Annotated in this window: 15 protein-coding genes and 2 pseudogenes; 13 read left to right on the top strand and 4 right to left on the bottom strand. The window is 45.5% G+C overall.

Annotation, left to right across the window (positions count from 1 at the left end; genetic code table 11):
* Positions 1–41 precede the first annotated feature (41 nt).
* The 6 genes from G7Y90_RS17020 (at position 42) to G7Y90_RS17045 (ending at position 5,672) form a co-directional block, all read left to right on the top strand.
* On the top strand, positions 42–878 hold the full coding sequence (locus G7Y90_RS17020; RefSeq protein WP_250163011.1) for a bifunctional allantoicase/(S)-ureidoglycine aminohydrolase: 837 nt from the start codon (positions 42–44) through the stop codon (positions 876–878).
* A gap of 184 nt (positions 879–1,062) precedes the next feature.
* A complete protein-coding gene (locus G7Y90_RS17025) occupies positions 1,063–1,611 on the top strand; it encodes an ureidoglycolate lyase (protein WP_228244397.1) in 549 nt (182 codons plus the stop codon).
* Between the two features lie 241 nt (positions 1,612–1,852).
* Positions 1,853–2,128 (top strand): Trp family transcriptional regulator, encoded by a 276-nt coding sequence (locus G7Y90_RS17030; RefSeq protein ID WP_201599882.1) that lies wholly within the window; start codon positions 1,853–1,855, stop codon positions 2,126–2,128.
* A 112-nt stretch (positions 2,129–2,240) separates the two neighbouring features.
* Positions 2,241–3,659, top strand: coding sequence for an anthranilate synthase component I family protein (locus G7Y90_RS17035; RefSeq protein WP_250163012.1), 1,419 nt, complete (start codon positions 2,241–2,243; stop codon positions 3,657–3,659).
* Between the two features lie 33 nt (positions 3,660–3,692).
* Positions 3,693–4,340, top strand: coding sequence for an anthranilate synthase component II (locus tag G7Y90_RS17040; RefSeq protein WP_250163013.1), 648 nt, complete (start codon positions 3,693–3,695; stop codon positions 4,338–4,340).
* A gap of 384 nt (positions 4,341–4,724) precedes the next feature.
* Complete coding sequence (locus G7Y90_RS17045; protein WP_250163014.1) at positions 4,725–5,672, top strand: DMT family transporter; 948 nt, start codon at positions 4,725–4,727, stop codon at positions 5,670–5,672.
* 168 nt (positions 5,673–5,840) lie between these two features.
* On the opposite strand, the gene G7Y90_RS17050 is transcribed toward G7Y90_RS17045, so the two are convergent.
* The 3 genes from G7Y90_RS17050 to G7Y90_RS17060 all read right to left on the bottom strand — a co-directional run bounded on the left by G7Y90_RS17050 (position 5,841) and on the right by G7Y90_RS17060 (position 8,248).
* Positions 5,841–6,584 carry an amino acid ABC transporter ATP-binding protein gene (locus G7Y90_RS17050; RefSeq protein ID WP_060491687.1) on the bottom strand — a complete coding sequence of 248 codons (744 nt, stop codon included), beginning with the start codon at positions 6,582–6,584 and terminating at the stop codon, positions 5,841–5,843.
* Positions 6,585–6,650: 66 nt separating this feature from the next.
* Positions 6,651–7,412, bottom strand: a complete 762-nt coding sequence (locus G7Y90_RS17055) for an amino acid ABC transporter permease (protein ID WP_284143787.1) — start codon at positions 7,410–7,412, stop codon at positions 6,651–6,653.
* Positions 7,412–8,248: an amino acid ABC transporter substrate-binding protein gene (locus tag G7Y90_RS17060; RefSeq protein WP_045444411.1), complete on the bottom strand. Its 837-nt coding sequence runs from the start codon at positions 8,246–8,248 to the stop codon at positions 7,412–7,414. The genes G7Y90_RS17055 and G7Y90_RS17060 overlap by 1 nt, the downstream gene beginning before the upstream one ends.
* Positions 8,249–8,269: 21 nt before the next feature.
* Here G7Y90_RS17060 and G7Y90_RS17065 point away from each other — a divergent pair, with 21 nt between their 5' ends.
* Positions 8,270–8,437, top strand: a complete 168-nt coding sequence (locus tag G7Y90_RS17065; RefSeq protein WP_250163015.1) for a hypothetical protein — start codon at positions 8,270–8,272, stop codon at positions 8,435–8,437.
* Positions 8,438–8,560: 123 nt separating this feature from the next.
* Here G7Y90_RS17065 and G7Y90_RS17070 read toward each other — a convergent pair whose 3' ends face one another.
* A complete protein-coding gene (locus G7Y90_RS17070) occupies positions 8,561–9,358 on the bottom strand; it encodes a UTRA domain-containing protein (protein WP_250163016.1) in 798 nt (265 codons plus the stop codon).
* A 305-nt stretch (positions 9,359–9,663) separates the two neighbouring features.
* Here G7Y90_RS17070 and G7Y90_RS17075 point away from each other — a divergent pair, with 305 nt between their 5' ends.
* The 6 genes and pseudogenes from G7Y90_RS17075 (at position 9,664) to hutG (ending at position 15,561) form a co-directional block, all read left to right on the top strand.
* A complete protein-coding gene (locus G7Y90_RS17075) occupies positions 9,664–10,089 on the top strand; it encodes a urocanate hydratase family protein (RefSeq protein ID WP_250163017.1) in 426 nt (141 codons plus the stop codon).
* Entirely contained in the window at positions 10,086–10,832 is a 747-nt protein-coding gene (locus tag G7Y90_RS17080) for a urocanase-related protein (RefSeq protein WP_250163018.1), read from the top strand. Before G7Y90_RS17075 ends, G7Y90_RS17080 begins: the two co-directional genes overlap by 4 nt.
* Positions 10,813–11,379, top strand: coding sequence for a urocanase-related protein (locus G7Y90_RS17085; protein ID WP_250163019.1), 567 nt, complete (start codon positions 10,813–10,815; stop codon positions 11,377–11,379). Before G7Y90_RS17080 ends, G7Y90_RS17085 begins: the two co-directional genes overlap by 20 nt.
* 70 nt (positions 11,380–11,449) lie before the next feature.
* Positions 11,450–12,808, top strand: a complete 1,359-nt coding sequence (locus G7Y90_RS17090) for a YjiH family protein (RefSeq protein ID WP_250163020.1) — start codon at positions 11,450–11,452, stop codon at positions 12,806–12,808.
* 119 nt (positions 12,809–12,927) lie between these two features.
* Positions 12,928–14,485, top strand: a pseudogene (gene hutH, locus G7Y90_RS17095) (histidine ammonia-lyase).
* Positions 14,486–14,558: 73 nt separating this feature from the next.
* Positions 14,559–15,561: pseudogene (gene hutG, locus G7Y90_RS17100) on the top strand (formimidoylglutamase).
* Positions 15,562–15,665 lie beyond the last annotated feature (104 nt).

Genomic DNA, 15,665 nt, shown 5'->3' on the forward strand with positions numbered 1-15,665 from the left:
ACAAATTTATTGCGGCACAACACCACTAAGGAACATCAACAATGTCAACAAAGAGTACTTATTACGCACCCACTGGCGGCTTGCCTCCACAAACACAACTGCTATCTGATCGCGCTATCTTCACCGAAGCTTATGCCATTATTCCCAAACGTGTACTGACCGACATTGTTATTAGCTATCTGCCGTTTTGGACAGGTATGCGCATGTGGGTGCTTGCACGCCCACTTTCAGGTTTCTCTGAGACTTTTTCACAGTATATCGTCGAAGTTGAGCCTAATGGCGGCTCAGAAAAGCCTGAGCTAGATGCAAACGCTGAAGGGGTTATATTCATCGTTGAAGGTGAAATGGACATGACTATCGAAGGCGTGTCGCATCATCTTGAAGCGGGCGGTTATGCATTCTTACCACCCGGCTGCAAATGGACGATAAAAAACAATAGCGACAAGCACGTTAAATTCCATTGGATTCGTAAAGCTTATCAACACTGTGAAGGTATTGAAGTGCCTGAAGCCTTTGTAACCAGCGATCATGATGTTGCAGCGATTGAGATGCCGGGTACTGATGGCGTATGGGCAACCACCAGATTTACCGAGCAGTCTGATATGCGTCACGACATGCATGTGAATATCGTGACTTTCCAACCAGGTGGCGTGATTCCATTTGATGAAACGCATGTGATGGAACATGGTTTGTATGTCCTAGAAGGTAAAGCGGTCTATCACTTAAATGGTGAATGGGTAGAAGTTGAGGCGGGTGACTTTATGTGGTTACGCGCATTCTGTCCACAATCTTGTTACGCCGGCGGACCCGGTCCATTTAGATACTTACTATACAAAGACGTGAATCGTCATATGCCGTTTATTCGCCCAGCACGATAAGCCCTGCGCAATAACAAGAATAATCAGAACAACAAAGCATTCAGAACGATGAGCAATATAGCGGCATAATCGTTCATTCGAATATGTCATTTATTCCCAGATGTTGATTTAATTCGCGTACGGGCTTATGGCAAAGTGGCTCATAGCAATTATAAACAGTGATCACCAAAAGTAAGGCAAAGTCATGAGTACTCTTATGAAGACTACGATCGTTGCAAGACCTTTAACCAAAGCTGAGTTTGCGCCCTACGGCACCGTAATCGAACCCTATGACAAGGCAGCACAGACGCCTGAAAATAGCTACCATATCAATAAAGGCTATGCCTGCCGCCATCACGCCATCGCTGAAGCCAAACTTGACGGCGGCGATGTCGGCATGAGTATCTTCCGCGCCAAAAAGCGTGAATTTCCTATTGCCTTATCGGTCATGGAATATCATCCGTTTGGCACGCAAGCGTTTTTTTCGATGAATGGTCAGGATTATATCGTCATCGTTGCGCCTGCTGGTGCGCCGCCACAGTCTGCGGATGATTTGACCGTGTTTTATGTCCAATCTCATCAAGGTGTGCAATACGATGCCAATGTCTGGCATCACCCGCTACTTGCCCTCGGTTGTGACTCTGATTTTTTGGTGATAGATCGCATCAATGGCGAAGGCAAAAACTGTTATGAGCTGGATATAGAGGATTGGCAGGTGCAAATTGAACTTGCCAGTGAGCACTCTTCCGTTTAATTAGGGTCTGTAAACGAGCTGTTAGCCATTTATAAAGATAAAGCCAGTTAATAAAAATTAGCTGGCTTTATCTTTATAAATGTAGGATCCATCCTATATAAATAATCATCTTCCAAAACACAGTGCCTATTTAACAGCAGTAGCAAAACATCTACATAGGCTACTTGCCTTTTATGTACTATCGTACTAGAATACTGAAACGAAGTAAGCTTTCCTTTTCTTTTCCATTAAGATGAATGTTATGAGCACAGACCCTTATCACAGCTTATTAAGCCATTTAGCCAGTTGTCATGACAGCACGGCTATCGACCTGCTATTCAGTGCGCTATTGACGGAAAAAGAGCAGCAGGAAATCGCCAATCGTATCCGCATTTTTGACTTGCTTGAGCGCGGTGTCACCCAGCGCGAGATATCCGAACAGCTAGGTGTCGGTATCGCTACCGTCTCGCGCGGCGCCAAAGCCATGCAAGTTCATGATGTGAGTGCCTTACTAATTACTCATAGACATGACTCATAGAAAACATTCATAAAAGACACAGCTAAAAAGGCCGCCTAATTAATTAGAAACTAGAATTTTAATTTGTCTTACTTTTTATTTGATCAATCATTGAACCAATTTGGATATTGTTATGACCTCTCCTAATTCAAAACCTAACCAACCTGCTGCTATTGATATCCCTAGTAAACCACAGCGCATTAAACTCACGCAGGATATTGATTTCTTTGCGTTGTTTAAACGTATTGAGCGCGCTTTTGAGACCTGTTATCTGCTCGAATCATTGGGCGAAGATGGACATATGGCGCGTCATCATGCGATTGGTTTTGATCCAGTGATGACCATTGCTGCCATCGATCGTACAACCCTCGCGATTACTGATAATAAAACCGCTGAAACTAGCCGTTATCAAACGGATAATCCTTACGAGCTACTGCGCAAAATTACGCCGCAGCACGTCATTGCTCGCGACCAAAGCGGTGGTCTTGTCGGTTATTTGGGTTACGACAGTGTCAATTTCTTTGAACCCAGTCTCAATGCTAAAGCGAGCGATGACTTTGAACCGTTTAAATTTGGCGTATATTTGGATGGTTTGACGCTCGATAAGATGACCGGTGAGATTTTCTACTTTTACTATCCAACTGCGCAGCAAGAAAACCGCATCGAGCAAATCAAAGCGCTACTTGATGAGCAAATTCCAAGCTATGAGCCGCCTACAGTTGAGTTTTTGGGTGACGGCATGAGTCCAGAAGAGCACGCTAAAGCCGTCATGCAAGTCAAAGAAGACATCATCTCAGGGCGTATCTTTCAGTGTGAGGTAGGTTTTAAATCCAAATACCGTATTGCCGGCGATAAAATGCCCATTTATGAAAAATTACGGTCGGTCAATCCGTCGCCGCACATGTATTTTATGAAATTTGCCCAGCAATGCATCATTGGTGCCTCACCAGAGCTGCTATTTCGCTTGCGTCAAGGTGAGATGGAAACCTATCCACTGGCAGGTACTGCCAAGCGCGGTGTCGATGTCATCGAAGACCGACAGCTTGCCCGTGCATTGCTAAACGATGCCAAAGAGATTGCCGAGCACAATATGTTGGTCGATTTGCATCGCAATGACATTGGCCGTGTGGCACAATTTGGCACTGTCAAAGTACGTAGTCTCATGGATATCAAACGCTTCTCTCACGTGCAACATATCTCGTCTGAAATCGTCGGAATCTTACACCCTAATGAAGATATGTTTAGCGCCCTTGCCAGCAACTTCCCCGCTGGGACGTTGTCAGGCGCACCGAAAGTTGAAGCGATTAAAGTTATTAATGAGCTCGAACCCGATGGTCGAGGTGCTTATGGCGGTGCGCTTGGATCGTTTAACTTTAATGGTGACTGTATCTTTGCCATTCCTATTCGCAGCCTATTCATCAACGGCGAGTCTGCCTATGCGCAAACCTGTGGCGGCAATGTCTATGACTCCAATCCTGCTGATGAATATCTAGAAATTCAGCGTAAATTGTCTGCCATGAAAGTAGTCTTAGACAGTTTTATGAACCCGTAAATTGCTTATATTTTGCCAAAGAGTGGATAACCCATGAATGTTTTAATTATAGATAACTACGACTCCTTTACCTTTAATCTTTACCAATATATCGGTGAGATTTTGCAGACGATGGACGGCGATAAAGCCGCGAACGTCATTGTTAAACGCAATAATGAGATAACGTTAGCAGATGTACAGGCCATGAATCTTGACCGCATTATCATCTCACCGGGCCCTGGCGCACCCGATGATCCTTCCTACTTCGGTATTTGTGCCGAAGTGATTGAAGTCATGGGTAAGACGACGCCGCTATTGGGTGTGTGCCTCGGCATGCAAGGGATTGCGCATGTGTTCGGCGGCGATGTGGTACGGGCAAGCGTGCCGATGCATGGTAAGGTCTCATCGATTCGCCATGATGGCGCGGGTGTCTATCAAGGCTTGCCACAAGAGATTGAAATCATGCGTTACCACTCATTGATGGTAAAAGCAGACACCTTACCAGATTGCTTGTCTGTCACAGCTGTCGTCGCCAATAATGCTCATGCTGAGTTCAGCCTAACCGAATCTGCGCTAGCAGGTGAGGAGATTATGGGACTACAGCATAAAGACTATCCCATTCAAGGTGTGCAGTTTCACCCAGAGTCATTTGCGACCGAAGGTGCCAAACGCTTGCTGACGAATTTTTTACTACAGTTGTAAGTCATGATGCTTAAGTTTGGGGATATAGCACCAAAGGGTGATCAGCTAAAGACATAAGCTAAAGACATAAGCTAAAGACATAAGCTAAAGACATAAGCTAAAGACATAAGCTAAAGACATAAGCTAAAGACATAAGCTAAAGACATAAGCTAAAGACAAGCGTACCTCTAACTCAAATAAATTGAATTTTATGTCTGACTAACTTGCGTTCGAACTTAATTAACGCTTTAATGATAGACTGAAAACAACAAACAAAAGACCCCTTACTCGGGTTGTCTTTTTCTTATTTCAGTATTGTATGATGCCATTAGCCAAAAGGCTTGGACTGTTTCAGGTTTTGATTTTGGGCATAGGTTTTGATATCACATAAAAATAGAGAGCGATATGGCAAATACCGATGGCGTAATGTCAGCACGGCAGTCATGGATAGGCACCATTCAAATCATCACAGCCGCTGTCTGCTGGGGTACCTTGGGGATATTCTCGACCTACCTCAATCAAATCGGCTTTAGTGGCTGGCAAATTACGATCTTACGTATCGTGACCGCGGCTTTTCTTATTCTTGTCATGCTACCAAAACTATGGCCGCATCTTATCAAGCTTCGTCGAAAGCAGTGGCTTGGACTGGCATTGCAGTCTTTGATTGGCGTACTTGGTATGTCGGTATGCTACTTTTTTGCTGTAATCTATGTCAGTGCTGGCCCTGCGGTTGCCTTGCTTTATACTGCGCCTGTGTTTAGCTTATTGTTTTCGGCATTCTTGCTTGATGAATCTATCACTCGCCAGTCGGCATTACTGGCGCTCATGGCGGTATTTGGTGTTGGATTGACGATGCTTGGTGAGCAAGCGCAAGTCAACTGGGGCATCCTATTAGGACTGCTAGCAGGCGTCTGTTATTCCTTATACGGGGTACTGGGCAAGCGCGCGATGCACGATGCTCACCCTGCGCCTTTGGTGTTTTTTACCTCTATTATCATCAGCGCTGGTGTACTGCTATTATTACCTGAAACCTATCAAACCTATGGGCGGTTATTGAGCTTACCTTTACATACTTGGGGCTATGCCTTGGGGTTGTCTTTGATTGGAACCGTCGTGCCCTTTGCCCTTTATATGAAAGCATTAGAGAAATTACCTGCCACTCGTGCATCAGTATTTACGATTTTTGAGCCATTGACTGCCATTGCCCTTGCCATACTATTGCTGCATCAATCCTTATCTTGGATTCAATATGTGGGCGTGGTATTAATCTTACTGGCAGCTTTATTTAATGCCATATTAAACGGCACTGCCACTCGCGTACCACGTTGGCTAAAAAGACGGCAAAGAATTTAGTCTGTACTTTTTAAGAAGTTTGAATAGCCTTGGCACCATTGCTATTAGACGAAAAAAGCCCCAACTATATCGATATAGTCAGGGCTTTATTGTGCTTGACACTTTGCTTTAGAGGTAAGTATTTATGCCATAGACAGTTGCTAAATAACTTGGACTGTCTTGATGATATTACTGTTCAATACGCTGCAAAAAGGCCTGCGTACGTGGATGAGTAGACACTTCGAACATCTGCTTAGCGCTACCTTCTTCGACCACATGACCATCCTCAATTAACACCACATGATCTGCCACATCACGAGCAAATTTAATCTCATGAGTCACAACGACCATCGTCCAGCCTTCAGATGCCAGTTGCTTCATCGTGCCCAGTACATCTTGTACCAATTCAGGATCGAGCGCAGACGTTGGCTCATCAAATAATAATAATGACGGCTCGATAGCCAGTGCACGAGCAATGCCGATACGCTGCTGCTGACCACCAGATAGCTGGAACGGATACAGATCTGCCTTATCCGATAAGCCCACTTTATCAAGTAATGCCAGTGCCTGTTCGCGGGCTTGCGCCTTAGTTTGCCCTTGCACTACCGTCGGCCCAAGCATTAGGTTTTCAATCGCGGTCTTATGTGGAAACAAGTTATAAGATTGAAATACCATGCCTGATTTACGCTGCAGCGCCAGCAATGTTTTTTTCTTAGGCTTGGTAGCGAAGTCAACCGTTAAGCTACCATCATCAAAAGCAATGATGCCTTGGTCAGGAATTTCCAGCGCATTCAAACAACGTAAAAAAGTGGTTTTACCAGACCCTGACGGCCCTAATATCACCACTACCTTGCCTTTTTCGATGGTCAAGTCGATGCCTTTAAGCACTTGATTGCCACCAAAGGCTTTGTGAATATTAGTGACTTGAATCATAAAGCTTCCTGTTGTACTGATATCTGTTTGCTAATAACACACGCTTATCGACGCGGTATTACCATCCTATACTGCCCCAATTATCAAGGGTTTATTTCGCACATAACGATCGAGTCTGGTTTCAAGCTTACCTTGAATAAAGGTCAAGAACAGACAAATACCCCAATAAATAATCGCCGCTTCAGTATAGACCAACATAAATTCGTAGTTACGTGCCGTGATGATTTGCGCCTGCTTAAATAGCTCGGTCACCAATACCAATGACGCCAAAGACGTGTCTTTTACTAGGCTAATAAAGGTATTGGATAACGGGGGTACTGACACCCGAAGTGCTTGCGGCAAAATGACATGACGAAAGGTTTGTAGATACGTCAAGCCTACCGTCGAGCCTGCTTCCCACTGTCCTTTTGGAATGGACAAAATAGAGGCACGCACCGTCTCCGATGCATAAGCGCCAATATTGAGTGAAAAGGCAATAATCGCTGAGGGAAAAGGATCAAGCTTTACCCCGATACTTGGCAAGCCATAGAAAATAATAAATAGCTGAACCAGCATTGGTGTCCCGCGAATGGCAGACACATAAATACGCGCAAATCTGTATATGATTTCATGGAACCAGCCAGCACGCGGTACGATACGAATCAGCGCTACTGTCAGCGCAATAGCCATACCAATCGCAAATGAGATCAACGCCAGCGGTATCGAATAATAAATCCCGCCTTTAAGCATTGGCCAAAATGAATTGATGACAATTTGCGCCCGCGCAGGATCCATAAATGGTAGTAGTGCCAGTAACTCAGCTAGCATTGACGTGATAGACGCTAGCATTATTTTTGTTGACTTATATCAGCACCAAAGAACTCTTCGCTAAGCTTGGTCAGCGTCCCATCGGCTGCTAATGCGGCCATTGCTTCATTCAATTTTGCCACCACAGCGTCATCCCCTTTGATGAGTACTAAACCTGAACCAGTCTGCTCACTCGCAGGCGCTGTCAGTTTGATCTCAAGTGCTGCATCTGGGAATTTTTTGAGATAATCCAACACTGCCAGATTGTCATTCATTGTGAAGTCAGCACGGTCTTGCTTAACCAGTTGAATCGCTTGCGCCATACCATCGACAGGGACGATTTCTGCGCCGTAGCGTTCTGCAAGCTCACCATAGTTGCTGCTCAGTGATTGCGCAGTACGCAGACCTTTTAAACCTTCCCACGAGCTATAACGATTGTCATCAGTCGGTGCTAGTACAACTGCGCCCGACCAGCTATACGGCATGGCTTTGTCATACTTAGCCAAACGCTCAGGCGTGGTCAAGCTTACTTGATTGGCCACCATATCGAAGCGTTTTGAGTCAAGACCTGCCAGCATAGCATCCCACTGGGTCTCTTTAAATTCAACGTCTACGCCCAGTTTATCCGCAACCGCACGTGTCACTTCGACATCATAGCCAGTTAGCTTGCCACTCTCATCATGATAAGTGAATGGCGGATAAGTACCCTCTGTACCGACGTTGATGGTGCCACCATTATTGATACGTTGCAGCAAATCAGAGCCACCCGTCGCGGCACTGTCTGTCGCATTGGTTTCTGCTTCATTGGTAGTAGACTGACCACAAGCGGCAAGTAGCATAGTACTGGCGGCAAGTGCTAAAAGAGTACGACGTTTCATAAGACGTCCTTATAAGAGTGAATGAATAATGCAAAAAAGTATCGTGCCAATAAAACCATAGCAACAAATAAGGATAAGACCAGCACAGGCAAAGACTATAATAAAGTATTTGCGCCGCATTATTTAGCTTTGGCTGCTCGATTTGAGGATGCTCAGCATATTTTTCAATATTTTCTATATTATCTTTGAATTTTTGGACATTTTTTAGGCAGATCTTAACGTTATTATTGCCAATTAAATAGCCATTTATTCATATACTAGCGCACTTCAGAAAGAATAAACGTACAAAAACAGTGAGCATGCGTAAGACTATTATAATTCACCAGAGAATTGATAGCGATCGCCTGCATGCCACATCTTCACAAAGGTCAATACTCGACCTGCTGAATACGTCTGACGACGCAATACCAATGTCGGCGACTGCGGCGCAATTTGCAGTAGCGCAGCTATCTCATCTGGTGCCGCCAGTGCACGAATGGTATAGCTACCACGCTCTAGTGGACTTTTGGCAATGAGATAATCACTGGTATTGACCACACTAAAATCCTGCTCAATAAATTCTGGCACCTTTTGCGCATCCACCCAGCGCTCTTCGAACTGTATGGGCTGACCATCCGCAAAGTGAATGATTTTTACCTCGTATAAAACAGCAACGTCGCTGCTACTATCTGCGCCAGTACTGTCATCCATTACGGTTGTATCAGCGTTTGTACTAGCGCTTGTATTAGAAGACACAGCTACTTTATTAATATCAAATTTACGCCGTAATTCATCGTCTAACATCGCAGCCGTAAGTATGCGTTTACTCACCACTTGCGCCTGATAATCACGGTTGGCAGATTTTAAATCCTGCGCGATATTGCGCACTTCTACAAAGGTATGATTGAACTGCTGCTGGGCGACAAACGTCCCCGACCCTTGCCGGCGCTCTAGCACTCGCTCTTCGCTCAGCTCTTTTAGGGCGCGATTGACCGTCATACGCGATACGCCAAACTCTTTTGCCAACGCCATTTCTGTAGAAATTGCATTGCCCGCTTGCCATTTACCCGAGTGAATATTGTCTAATATGGCGTTTTTAATCCGCTGATATGCCGGGATTGTCTTTGTCATGTCCGTGTTTAACCGTTAATTTCACCAATAATAGTAGTGCCATAATATCACGAGATAACGTCATGAACCTTGTCAAAACACTGTGACATTTATCTATCTACCAAAATCCTCATAAAAATAATTGAGTCATTTATAAAAAATTGCTTGCATGAAAAAAGTATCTTTGATAATTTGTATATACAACTTTACGACAGTGCTAAAAAATCTGTGTAATCTAATCGATGTTTCGCTGAATTTATAGACTGACTGTAAAACACTTACTTTGATTACTTTATCGTCTTAACAGATATCACAAGGATATGATAATGACTACTAACCATGGAACCAATAAAGAGACTAAGCTGACTCGTCGTGATGAGAGCCGCGAAATCGCCGCACCCACTGGCAGTACTCTACATTGTAAAAGCTGGCTAACCGAAGCACCGTATCGCATGCTGCAAAACAATTTGCATCCTGATGTGGCCGAAAACCCAAAAAGCCTCGTGGTCTACGGTGGTATCGGACGCGCAGCCCGCAATTGGGAAAGCTACGATCAAATCCTAGCGTCATTAAAAGAATTGGAAGACGATGAGACGTTGCTCGTGCAATCAGGCAAGCCAGTTGGCGTGTTTCAAACGCACGAAAATGCCCCGCGTGTATTGATTGCAAACTCTAACCTTGTACCACGCTGGGCCACGTGGGAGCACTTTAACGAGCTCGATCGCAAAGACTTGATGATTATGGTCAAATGACAGCTGGTAGCTGGATCTATATTGGCACGCAAGGCATCGTGCAAGGTACATATGAGACCTTTGTAGAAGCAGGTCGTCAGCATTATGACGGTAGCTGGGCGGGACGTTGGATTTTGACCGCGGGTCTTGGCGGCATGGGCGGTGCGCAGCCATTAGCCGCGACTTTTGCAGGTGCAACCTCACTGAACATCGAGTGTCAGCAATCTAGTATCGATTTCCGCTTGCGTACTGGTTATGTCGATAAGCAAGCCGATGATCTCGACCATGCTTACGAGCTCATCAAACAGCATACCGACGCAGGTGAAGCGGTCTCTATTGCCCTACTTGGTAATGCAGCAGACATCTTACCTGAGATGGTCAAGCGTGCGCACGATGGTGGCATGAAGCCTGATTTGGTCACCGATCAAACCTCAGCCCATGACTTGATCAATGGCTATCTGCCAAGCGGCTGGACGGTTGAAGAATGGAAAGCTGCACAAGAGGATTCAGAGCAACATGCAGCATTAACCAAAGCTGCCGCTCAGTCTTGTGCCGTACACGTACAGGCGATGCTAGACTTGCAGGCAATGGATATCCCAACGACTGATTATGGTAATAATATCCGTCAGGTGGCTTTTGATGAAGGCGTTAAAGATGCCTTTAATTTCCCAGGTTTTGTCCCCGCGTATATTCGTCCGCTGTTCTGCCAAGGCAAAGGCCCCTTCCGCTGGGTGGCGCTGTCAGGTGATCCAGAAGATATATAAGACCGATCAAAAAATCAAAGAGCTGTTCCCTGAAAACACCCATATCCATCGCTGGTTAGATATGGCAAAAGAGCGTATTCAGTTTCAGGGTTTGCCTGCCCGTATCTGCTGGTTAGGATTGGGTGAGCGTGACAAAGCAGGTTTAGCCTTTAATGAAATGGTCAAAAACGGCGAGCTAAAAGGCCCTATTGTCATCGGTCGTGACCACTTGGATACGGGTTCTGTTGCCAGCCCAAACCGCGAAACTGAAAGCATGAAAGATGGCTCAGATGCGGTATCTGACTGGGCATTATTGAATGGTATGCTCAATGTCGCAGGCGGTGCCACTTGGGTATCACTACATCATGGCGGCGGCGTTGGCATGGGCTACTCGCAGCACTCAGGTATGGTCATTGTCGCAGATGGCACTGATGCCGCTGCCAAACGCTTGGCACGAGTACTTGTCAACGATTGCGGCTCAGGGGTTATGCGTCATGCCGATGCAGGCTATGAGCTGGCGATCAAAACAGCGAAAGATTATGGTCTAAATCTGCCGATGGTTAAGTAGCATACCCTTTATCCTTATAAGTGATTACTTGACATAAGGATATCATCGACATTTTATCAAGGAGGATAATGTGATTGAGCAAAATACGACACTAAATCTCAAGGATGCAGCAGCGACACCAACTGAATCACTACTGTCTAAACCTGTAGCGTTACTGCAACTGATAGTCTTTAGTGCTATCGGTTTGGTCATGTTTTTTGTGCCATTTACCATTGGTGAGAAAAGCACGATTTTGTTCGATCATGGGGCAACTTATCTGGTCAATCAGCAGCATACATTGTCTGTGACGTTATTGTTTTTACTGATGATCTTTGGGGTAAGCAAGCCATTTATAGACGGCTCATGGCGTAAAAACATTACCCACATGATTATGACTGCTTTTAAAATCATTGGTCTGATACTGGCAGTGATGTATGTTGCTGACGTAGCGCCTGCCTTTATGATGGAAAAGGACATGCTGCCGTTTTTGTTTGAAAAACTGGCATTACCCGTCGGTATGATTGTACCGCTTGGGGCATTAATTTTAGCATTTTTGGTGGGTTTTGGTTTGCTCGAGATGGTCGGTGTGCTCATGCAGATTATGAAACCTATCTGGAAAACCCCAGGTTCATCAGCGATTGATGCGGTCGCATCCTTTGTTGGTAGCTACTCTATCGGGCTGCTCATTACTAATCGTGTCTACTTGCAAAAGCAATATTCAGCGCGCGAAGCCATTATCATTGCGACTGGCTTTTCGACCGTATCAGCGGCATTTATGGTCATTGTTGCCAAAACGCTTGGTCTGATGGAGTTTTGGAACCTGTTTTTTTGGTCTACGCTAGTGATTACCTTTATCGTCACTGCGATTACTGCTCGTATTCCACCCATTAGTCTTGTTGATGATAGCGTTGAACGTCCCGCTTTAGACCATAAAGGTGGTACACGTCTGGCGGCAGCATTTGATTTGGGTTTGTCCACTTCACGCCGTGCCACTGACCTAAAAAAAATCTTATGGTCTAACTTTCGCGATGGGCTGACGATGGCAGCGGCGATTGTGCCTTCTATCATCGCGGTTGGCTTGACAGGATTGATATTAGCAAAATATACGCCTGTATTCGATGCTTTAGGCTTGCTTCTTTATCCATTTACATTGCTTAGCGGCTTACCAGAGCCTCTGGTTGCCGCCAAAGGCATGTCAGCGGGATTGGCTGAAATGTTCTTGCCAGCACTACTCCTCAGTGAGGCTGATATATTGACTCGCTATGTTGCAGGGGTCATCTCTATTAGCAGCGTGTTGTTTTTCTCTGCCATGATTCCTTGTGTGCTTGCCACTGAAATACCATTATCTGTCGGAAAAATGGTCATTATCTGGTTTGAGCGTGTGGTACTCAGTATTTTATTGGCTGCTGCATTCGGACATCTAGCCATGTACTTCAACTGGATTGGCTAAAAAAACAAATTTAATAACAAGTATCATGTTAACTAAAAACATTCAAAAAACGTCATTTCAACAAAGACATGAATCAAAAATAATATAATCCATATGTCTTACAATACTAGGATCACCCTATGAACGATATCAAACAATTAACGCTACACCCTCGCCAGCTTAGCTTTAAGATGCTACGTGATATCTATGAGCAGCCTGTCATATTGACATTACCTGAGAGTGCTTATAAAGCCATCGATGCCTCACACGAAGATGTACGCACCATCATTGCACGCGACAAAAGCGCTTATGGCATCAATACTGGTTTTGGTCTGTTAGCAAAGACCCGTATCAGTGATGATCAGCTTGAGCTACTTCAACGTAACCTGATTGTTTCTCACTCAGTGGGTACTGGTGAAGCACTTTCTGCCGGCGTAGTACGACTGATTATGGTCATGAAAGTTGCTAGTTTGGCTCAAGGTGTCTCTGGCGTACGTCGTGAGGTGGTAGACAGTTTACTGGCCTTAATCAATAATCAAATCACGCCAAACATTCCGGCAAAAGGCTCAGTTGGTGCTTCTGGTGATTTAGCACCTTTATCACACATGACGCTTGCAATGATGGGTGAAGGTGACGTGTTTGTCGCTGGCGAAAAAGTGCCTGCAGCAGACGCGCTAGCACAGCATGGACTTGAGCCAATTACCCTAGCAGCCAAAGAAGGCCTCGCACTTATCAACGGTACTCAAGTCTCAACCGCATTGGCATTACGGGGTTATTTCTTAGCGCGTGATTTGCTTGAGACCGCCACCATTGTAGGCTCACTGTCGATTGATGCTGCCAAAGGCTCGGATTCACCATTTGATGCGCGTATTCACGAAGTACGTGGGCATCATGGTCAAATTGAAATCGCCAAAGCGCACCGTCAATTAATCAAAGGCAGTGCTATTCGTGCCTCACACGATGGTGAGCAAGACGATAGAGTTCAAGACCCTTACTGCCTGCGTTGTCAGCCGCAAGTCATGGGTGCCTGCCTTGATATCATTAACCAAGCAGGAAAAACGCTACTAATCGAATCCAATGCGGTGACAGACAACCCACTTATTTTTAATAATGAAGATGGCCCAGTCGCTATTTCAGGTGGTAACTTCCATGCTGAGCCAGTCGCTTTTGCCGCTGATATTCTGGCCTTGGCAATCGCCGAGATTGGCTCTATGTCTGAGCGCCGTGTCGCTTTGCTAATCGATGCGACGCTGTCAGGTGGTCTGCCGCCGTTCTTGGTCGACAATGCTGGGGTAAACTCAGGCTTTATGATCGCCCATGTGACCGCAGCCGCGCTTGCCTCAGAAAACAAATCGCTCATCCGGGTAGCGTTGACAGTATCCCGACATCTGCTAACCAGAAGACCATGTATCCATGGCCACCTACTGCGCACGCCGCCTATACGAGATGGCACAGAATACTGCCACCATTATCGGTATTGAGCTATTGGCTGCCGGTCAAGGGATTGATTTTCATCGCGGATTAGAGACTTCAGAGCCTTTAACAGTGGCACATAAGAAACTGCGCGAGAAAGTGACTTTCTATGACAAAGATCGCTACCTAGCGCCTGATATTGAAGCGGCCAAGCAATTGGTATTAGACGGTACGCTTGCTGAGCACTGGCAGTCATTACGTAGCAACTGGTACGAGTCTAAATAAGCGTTAGATAATTGAAGGGAATGAGCAATGTCCATGACGAAAATTAGCACAACCGTGAGTCACACCGGCTGACATGATGCTGTGGACCGGCCGTGCAGAGCCATTTGAGACGGCACGTGCCCGCTACTGGTATCAGCTCGCAAAGCCTTACGAGGATCAAAATATTGGGCTAATCGGCTTTGCATGTGATCAAGGGGTAGGGCAATCAAGGCCGCGTGGGTGCACGAGCTGCCCCGCCGCTGATTCGCCGAGCGTTTGCGACACTGCCGGTCATTGCGCCATTGCAAACACGCTATGATAATCAACTGGCGACATTGTTGGGTGATGCAGGCGATATCTATTGTCACGACGATGATGACTTTGCTGCGCACACTCTTGAGCAAGCTCAGCTCAAATATGCGGATAAAGTGAGCGCTATCGTCAAACAAGGCGGCTTGCCCATTGGTCTTGGTGGTGGTCATGCCATCGCCTATGGTAGTTTTTTGGGACTATGGCAGGCATTAGAAAATAAAAGCGAAGCAAATGCCATGCCTACCATCGGCATCATTAATTTTGACGCCCATCTTGATATTCGTCAATCTGATGTGGCGACTTCTGGTACACCGTTTCGCCAAATTGCCGAGCATCTTGACGCACATGGTCAGCCTTTTCACTATTGCTGTATTGGCGTCAGTCGCTTCTCTAACACGACGGCGCTTTTCGATCGCGCTGAGCAATTGGGTGTGCATGTTATCAGTGATGAAGACTGTCACTATCATCTTTGGGACACACTTTTTGAACAAGTGAAAAGCTTTATAGATCAGGTCGATGTGGTTTATCTGACCATCGATATGGACTGCTTGCCTGCCAGTGTTGTGCCCGGTGTGAGTGCCCCAGCGGCTTATGGTATTGGGCTTGGTTTTGTTGAACGCATGGTAAAAACCATTATGGCTACTGGTAAAGTAAAAATGGCCGACATTGCCGAGATTAATCCCACCTTTGATATTGATGCACGTAGCTGCAAAGTTGCGGCAAGACTATTAGCGACTATTATAGAGCAGCATTTACTGACTCTACAAATAAAGACTTATGAATAAAACTTTAAAGATGAATTTTATATATTCACCTGACTATAGTATTAAGCAGGAGCTTATTATGAACAACTCTAGCGCACAGATACTCGAAAAATCTATCAATACTA

The organism is Psychrobacter sp. WY6, assembly GCF_018448495.1.
In the GTDB taxonomy this organism is placed as follows: Bacteria; Pseudomonadota; Gammaproteobacteria; order Pseudomonadales; family Moraxellaceae; genus Psychrobacter.

Bases quoted from the DNA above. Each gene is read 5' to 3' on its own strand.
- G7Y90_RS17040 (WP_250163013.1), top strand. From the start codon at position 3,693: ATGAATGTTTTAATTATAGATAACTACGACTCCTTTACCTTTAATCTT.
- G7Y90_RS17075 (WP_250163017.1), top strand. From the start codon at position 9,664: ATGACTACTAACCATGGAACCAATAAAGAGACTAAGCTGACTCGTCGT.
- G7Y90_RS17035 (WP_250163012.1), top strand. From the start codon at position 2,241: ATGACCTCTCCTAATTCAAAACCTAACCAACCTGCTGCTATTGATATC.
- G7Y90_RS17050 (WP_060491687.1), bottom strand. From the start codon at position 6,584: ATGATTCAAGTCACTAATATTCACAAAGCCTTTGGTGGCAATCAAGTG.
- G7Y90_RS17060 (WP_045444411.1), bottom strand. From the start codon at position 8,248: ATGAAACGTCGTACTCTTTTAGCACTTGCCGCCAGTACTATGCTACTT.
- G7Y90_RS17045 (WP_250163014.1), top strand. From the start codon at position 4,725: ATGGCAAATACCGATGGCGTAATGTCAGCACGGCAGTCATGGATAGGC.
- G7Y90_RS17065 (WP_250163015.1), top strand. From the start codon at position 8,270: ATGAATAATGCAAAAAAGTATCGTGCCAATAAAACCATAGCAACAAAT.
- G7Y90_RS17070 (WP_250163016.1), bottom strand. From the start codon at position 9,358: ATGACAAAGACAATCCCGGCATATCAGCGGATTAAAAACGCCATATTA.
- G7Y90_RS17025 (WP_228244397.1), top strand. From the start codon at position 1,063: ATGAGTACTCTTATGAAGACTACGATCGTTGCAAGACCTTTAACCAAA.
- G7Y90_RS17055 (WP_284143787.1), bottom strand. From the start codon at position 7,412: ATGCTAGCGTCTATCACGTCAATGCTAGCTGAGTTACTGGCACTACTA.
- G7Y90_RS17020 (WP_250163011.1), top strand. From the start codon at position 42: ATGTCAACAAAGAGTACTTATTACGCACCCACTGGCGGCTTGCCTCCA.
- G7Y90_RS17030 (WP_201599882.1), top strand. From the start codon at position 1,853: ATGAGCACAGACCCTTATCACAGCTTATTAAGCCATTTAGCCAGTTGT.
- G7Y90_RS17080 (WP_250163018.1), top strand. From the start codon at position 10,086: ATGACAGCTGGTAGCTGGATCTATATTGGCACGCAAGGCATCGTGCAA.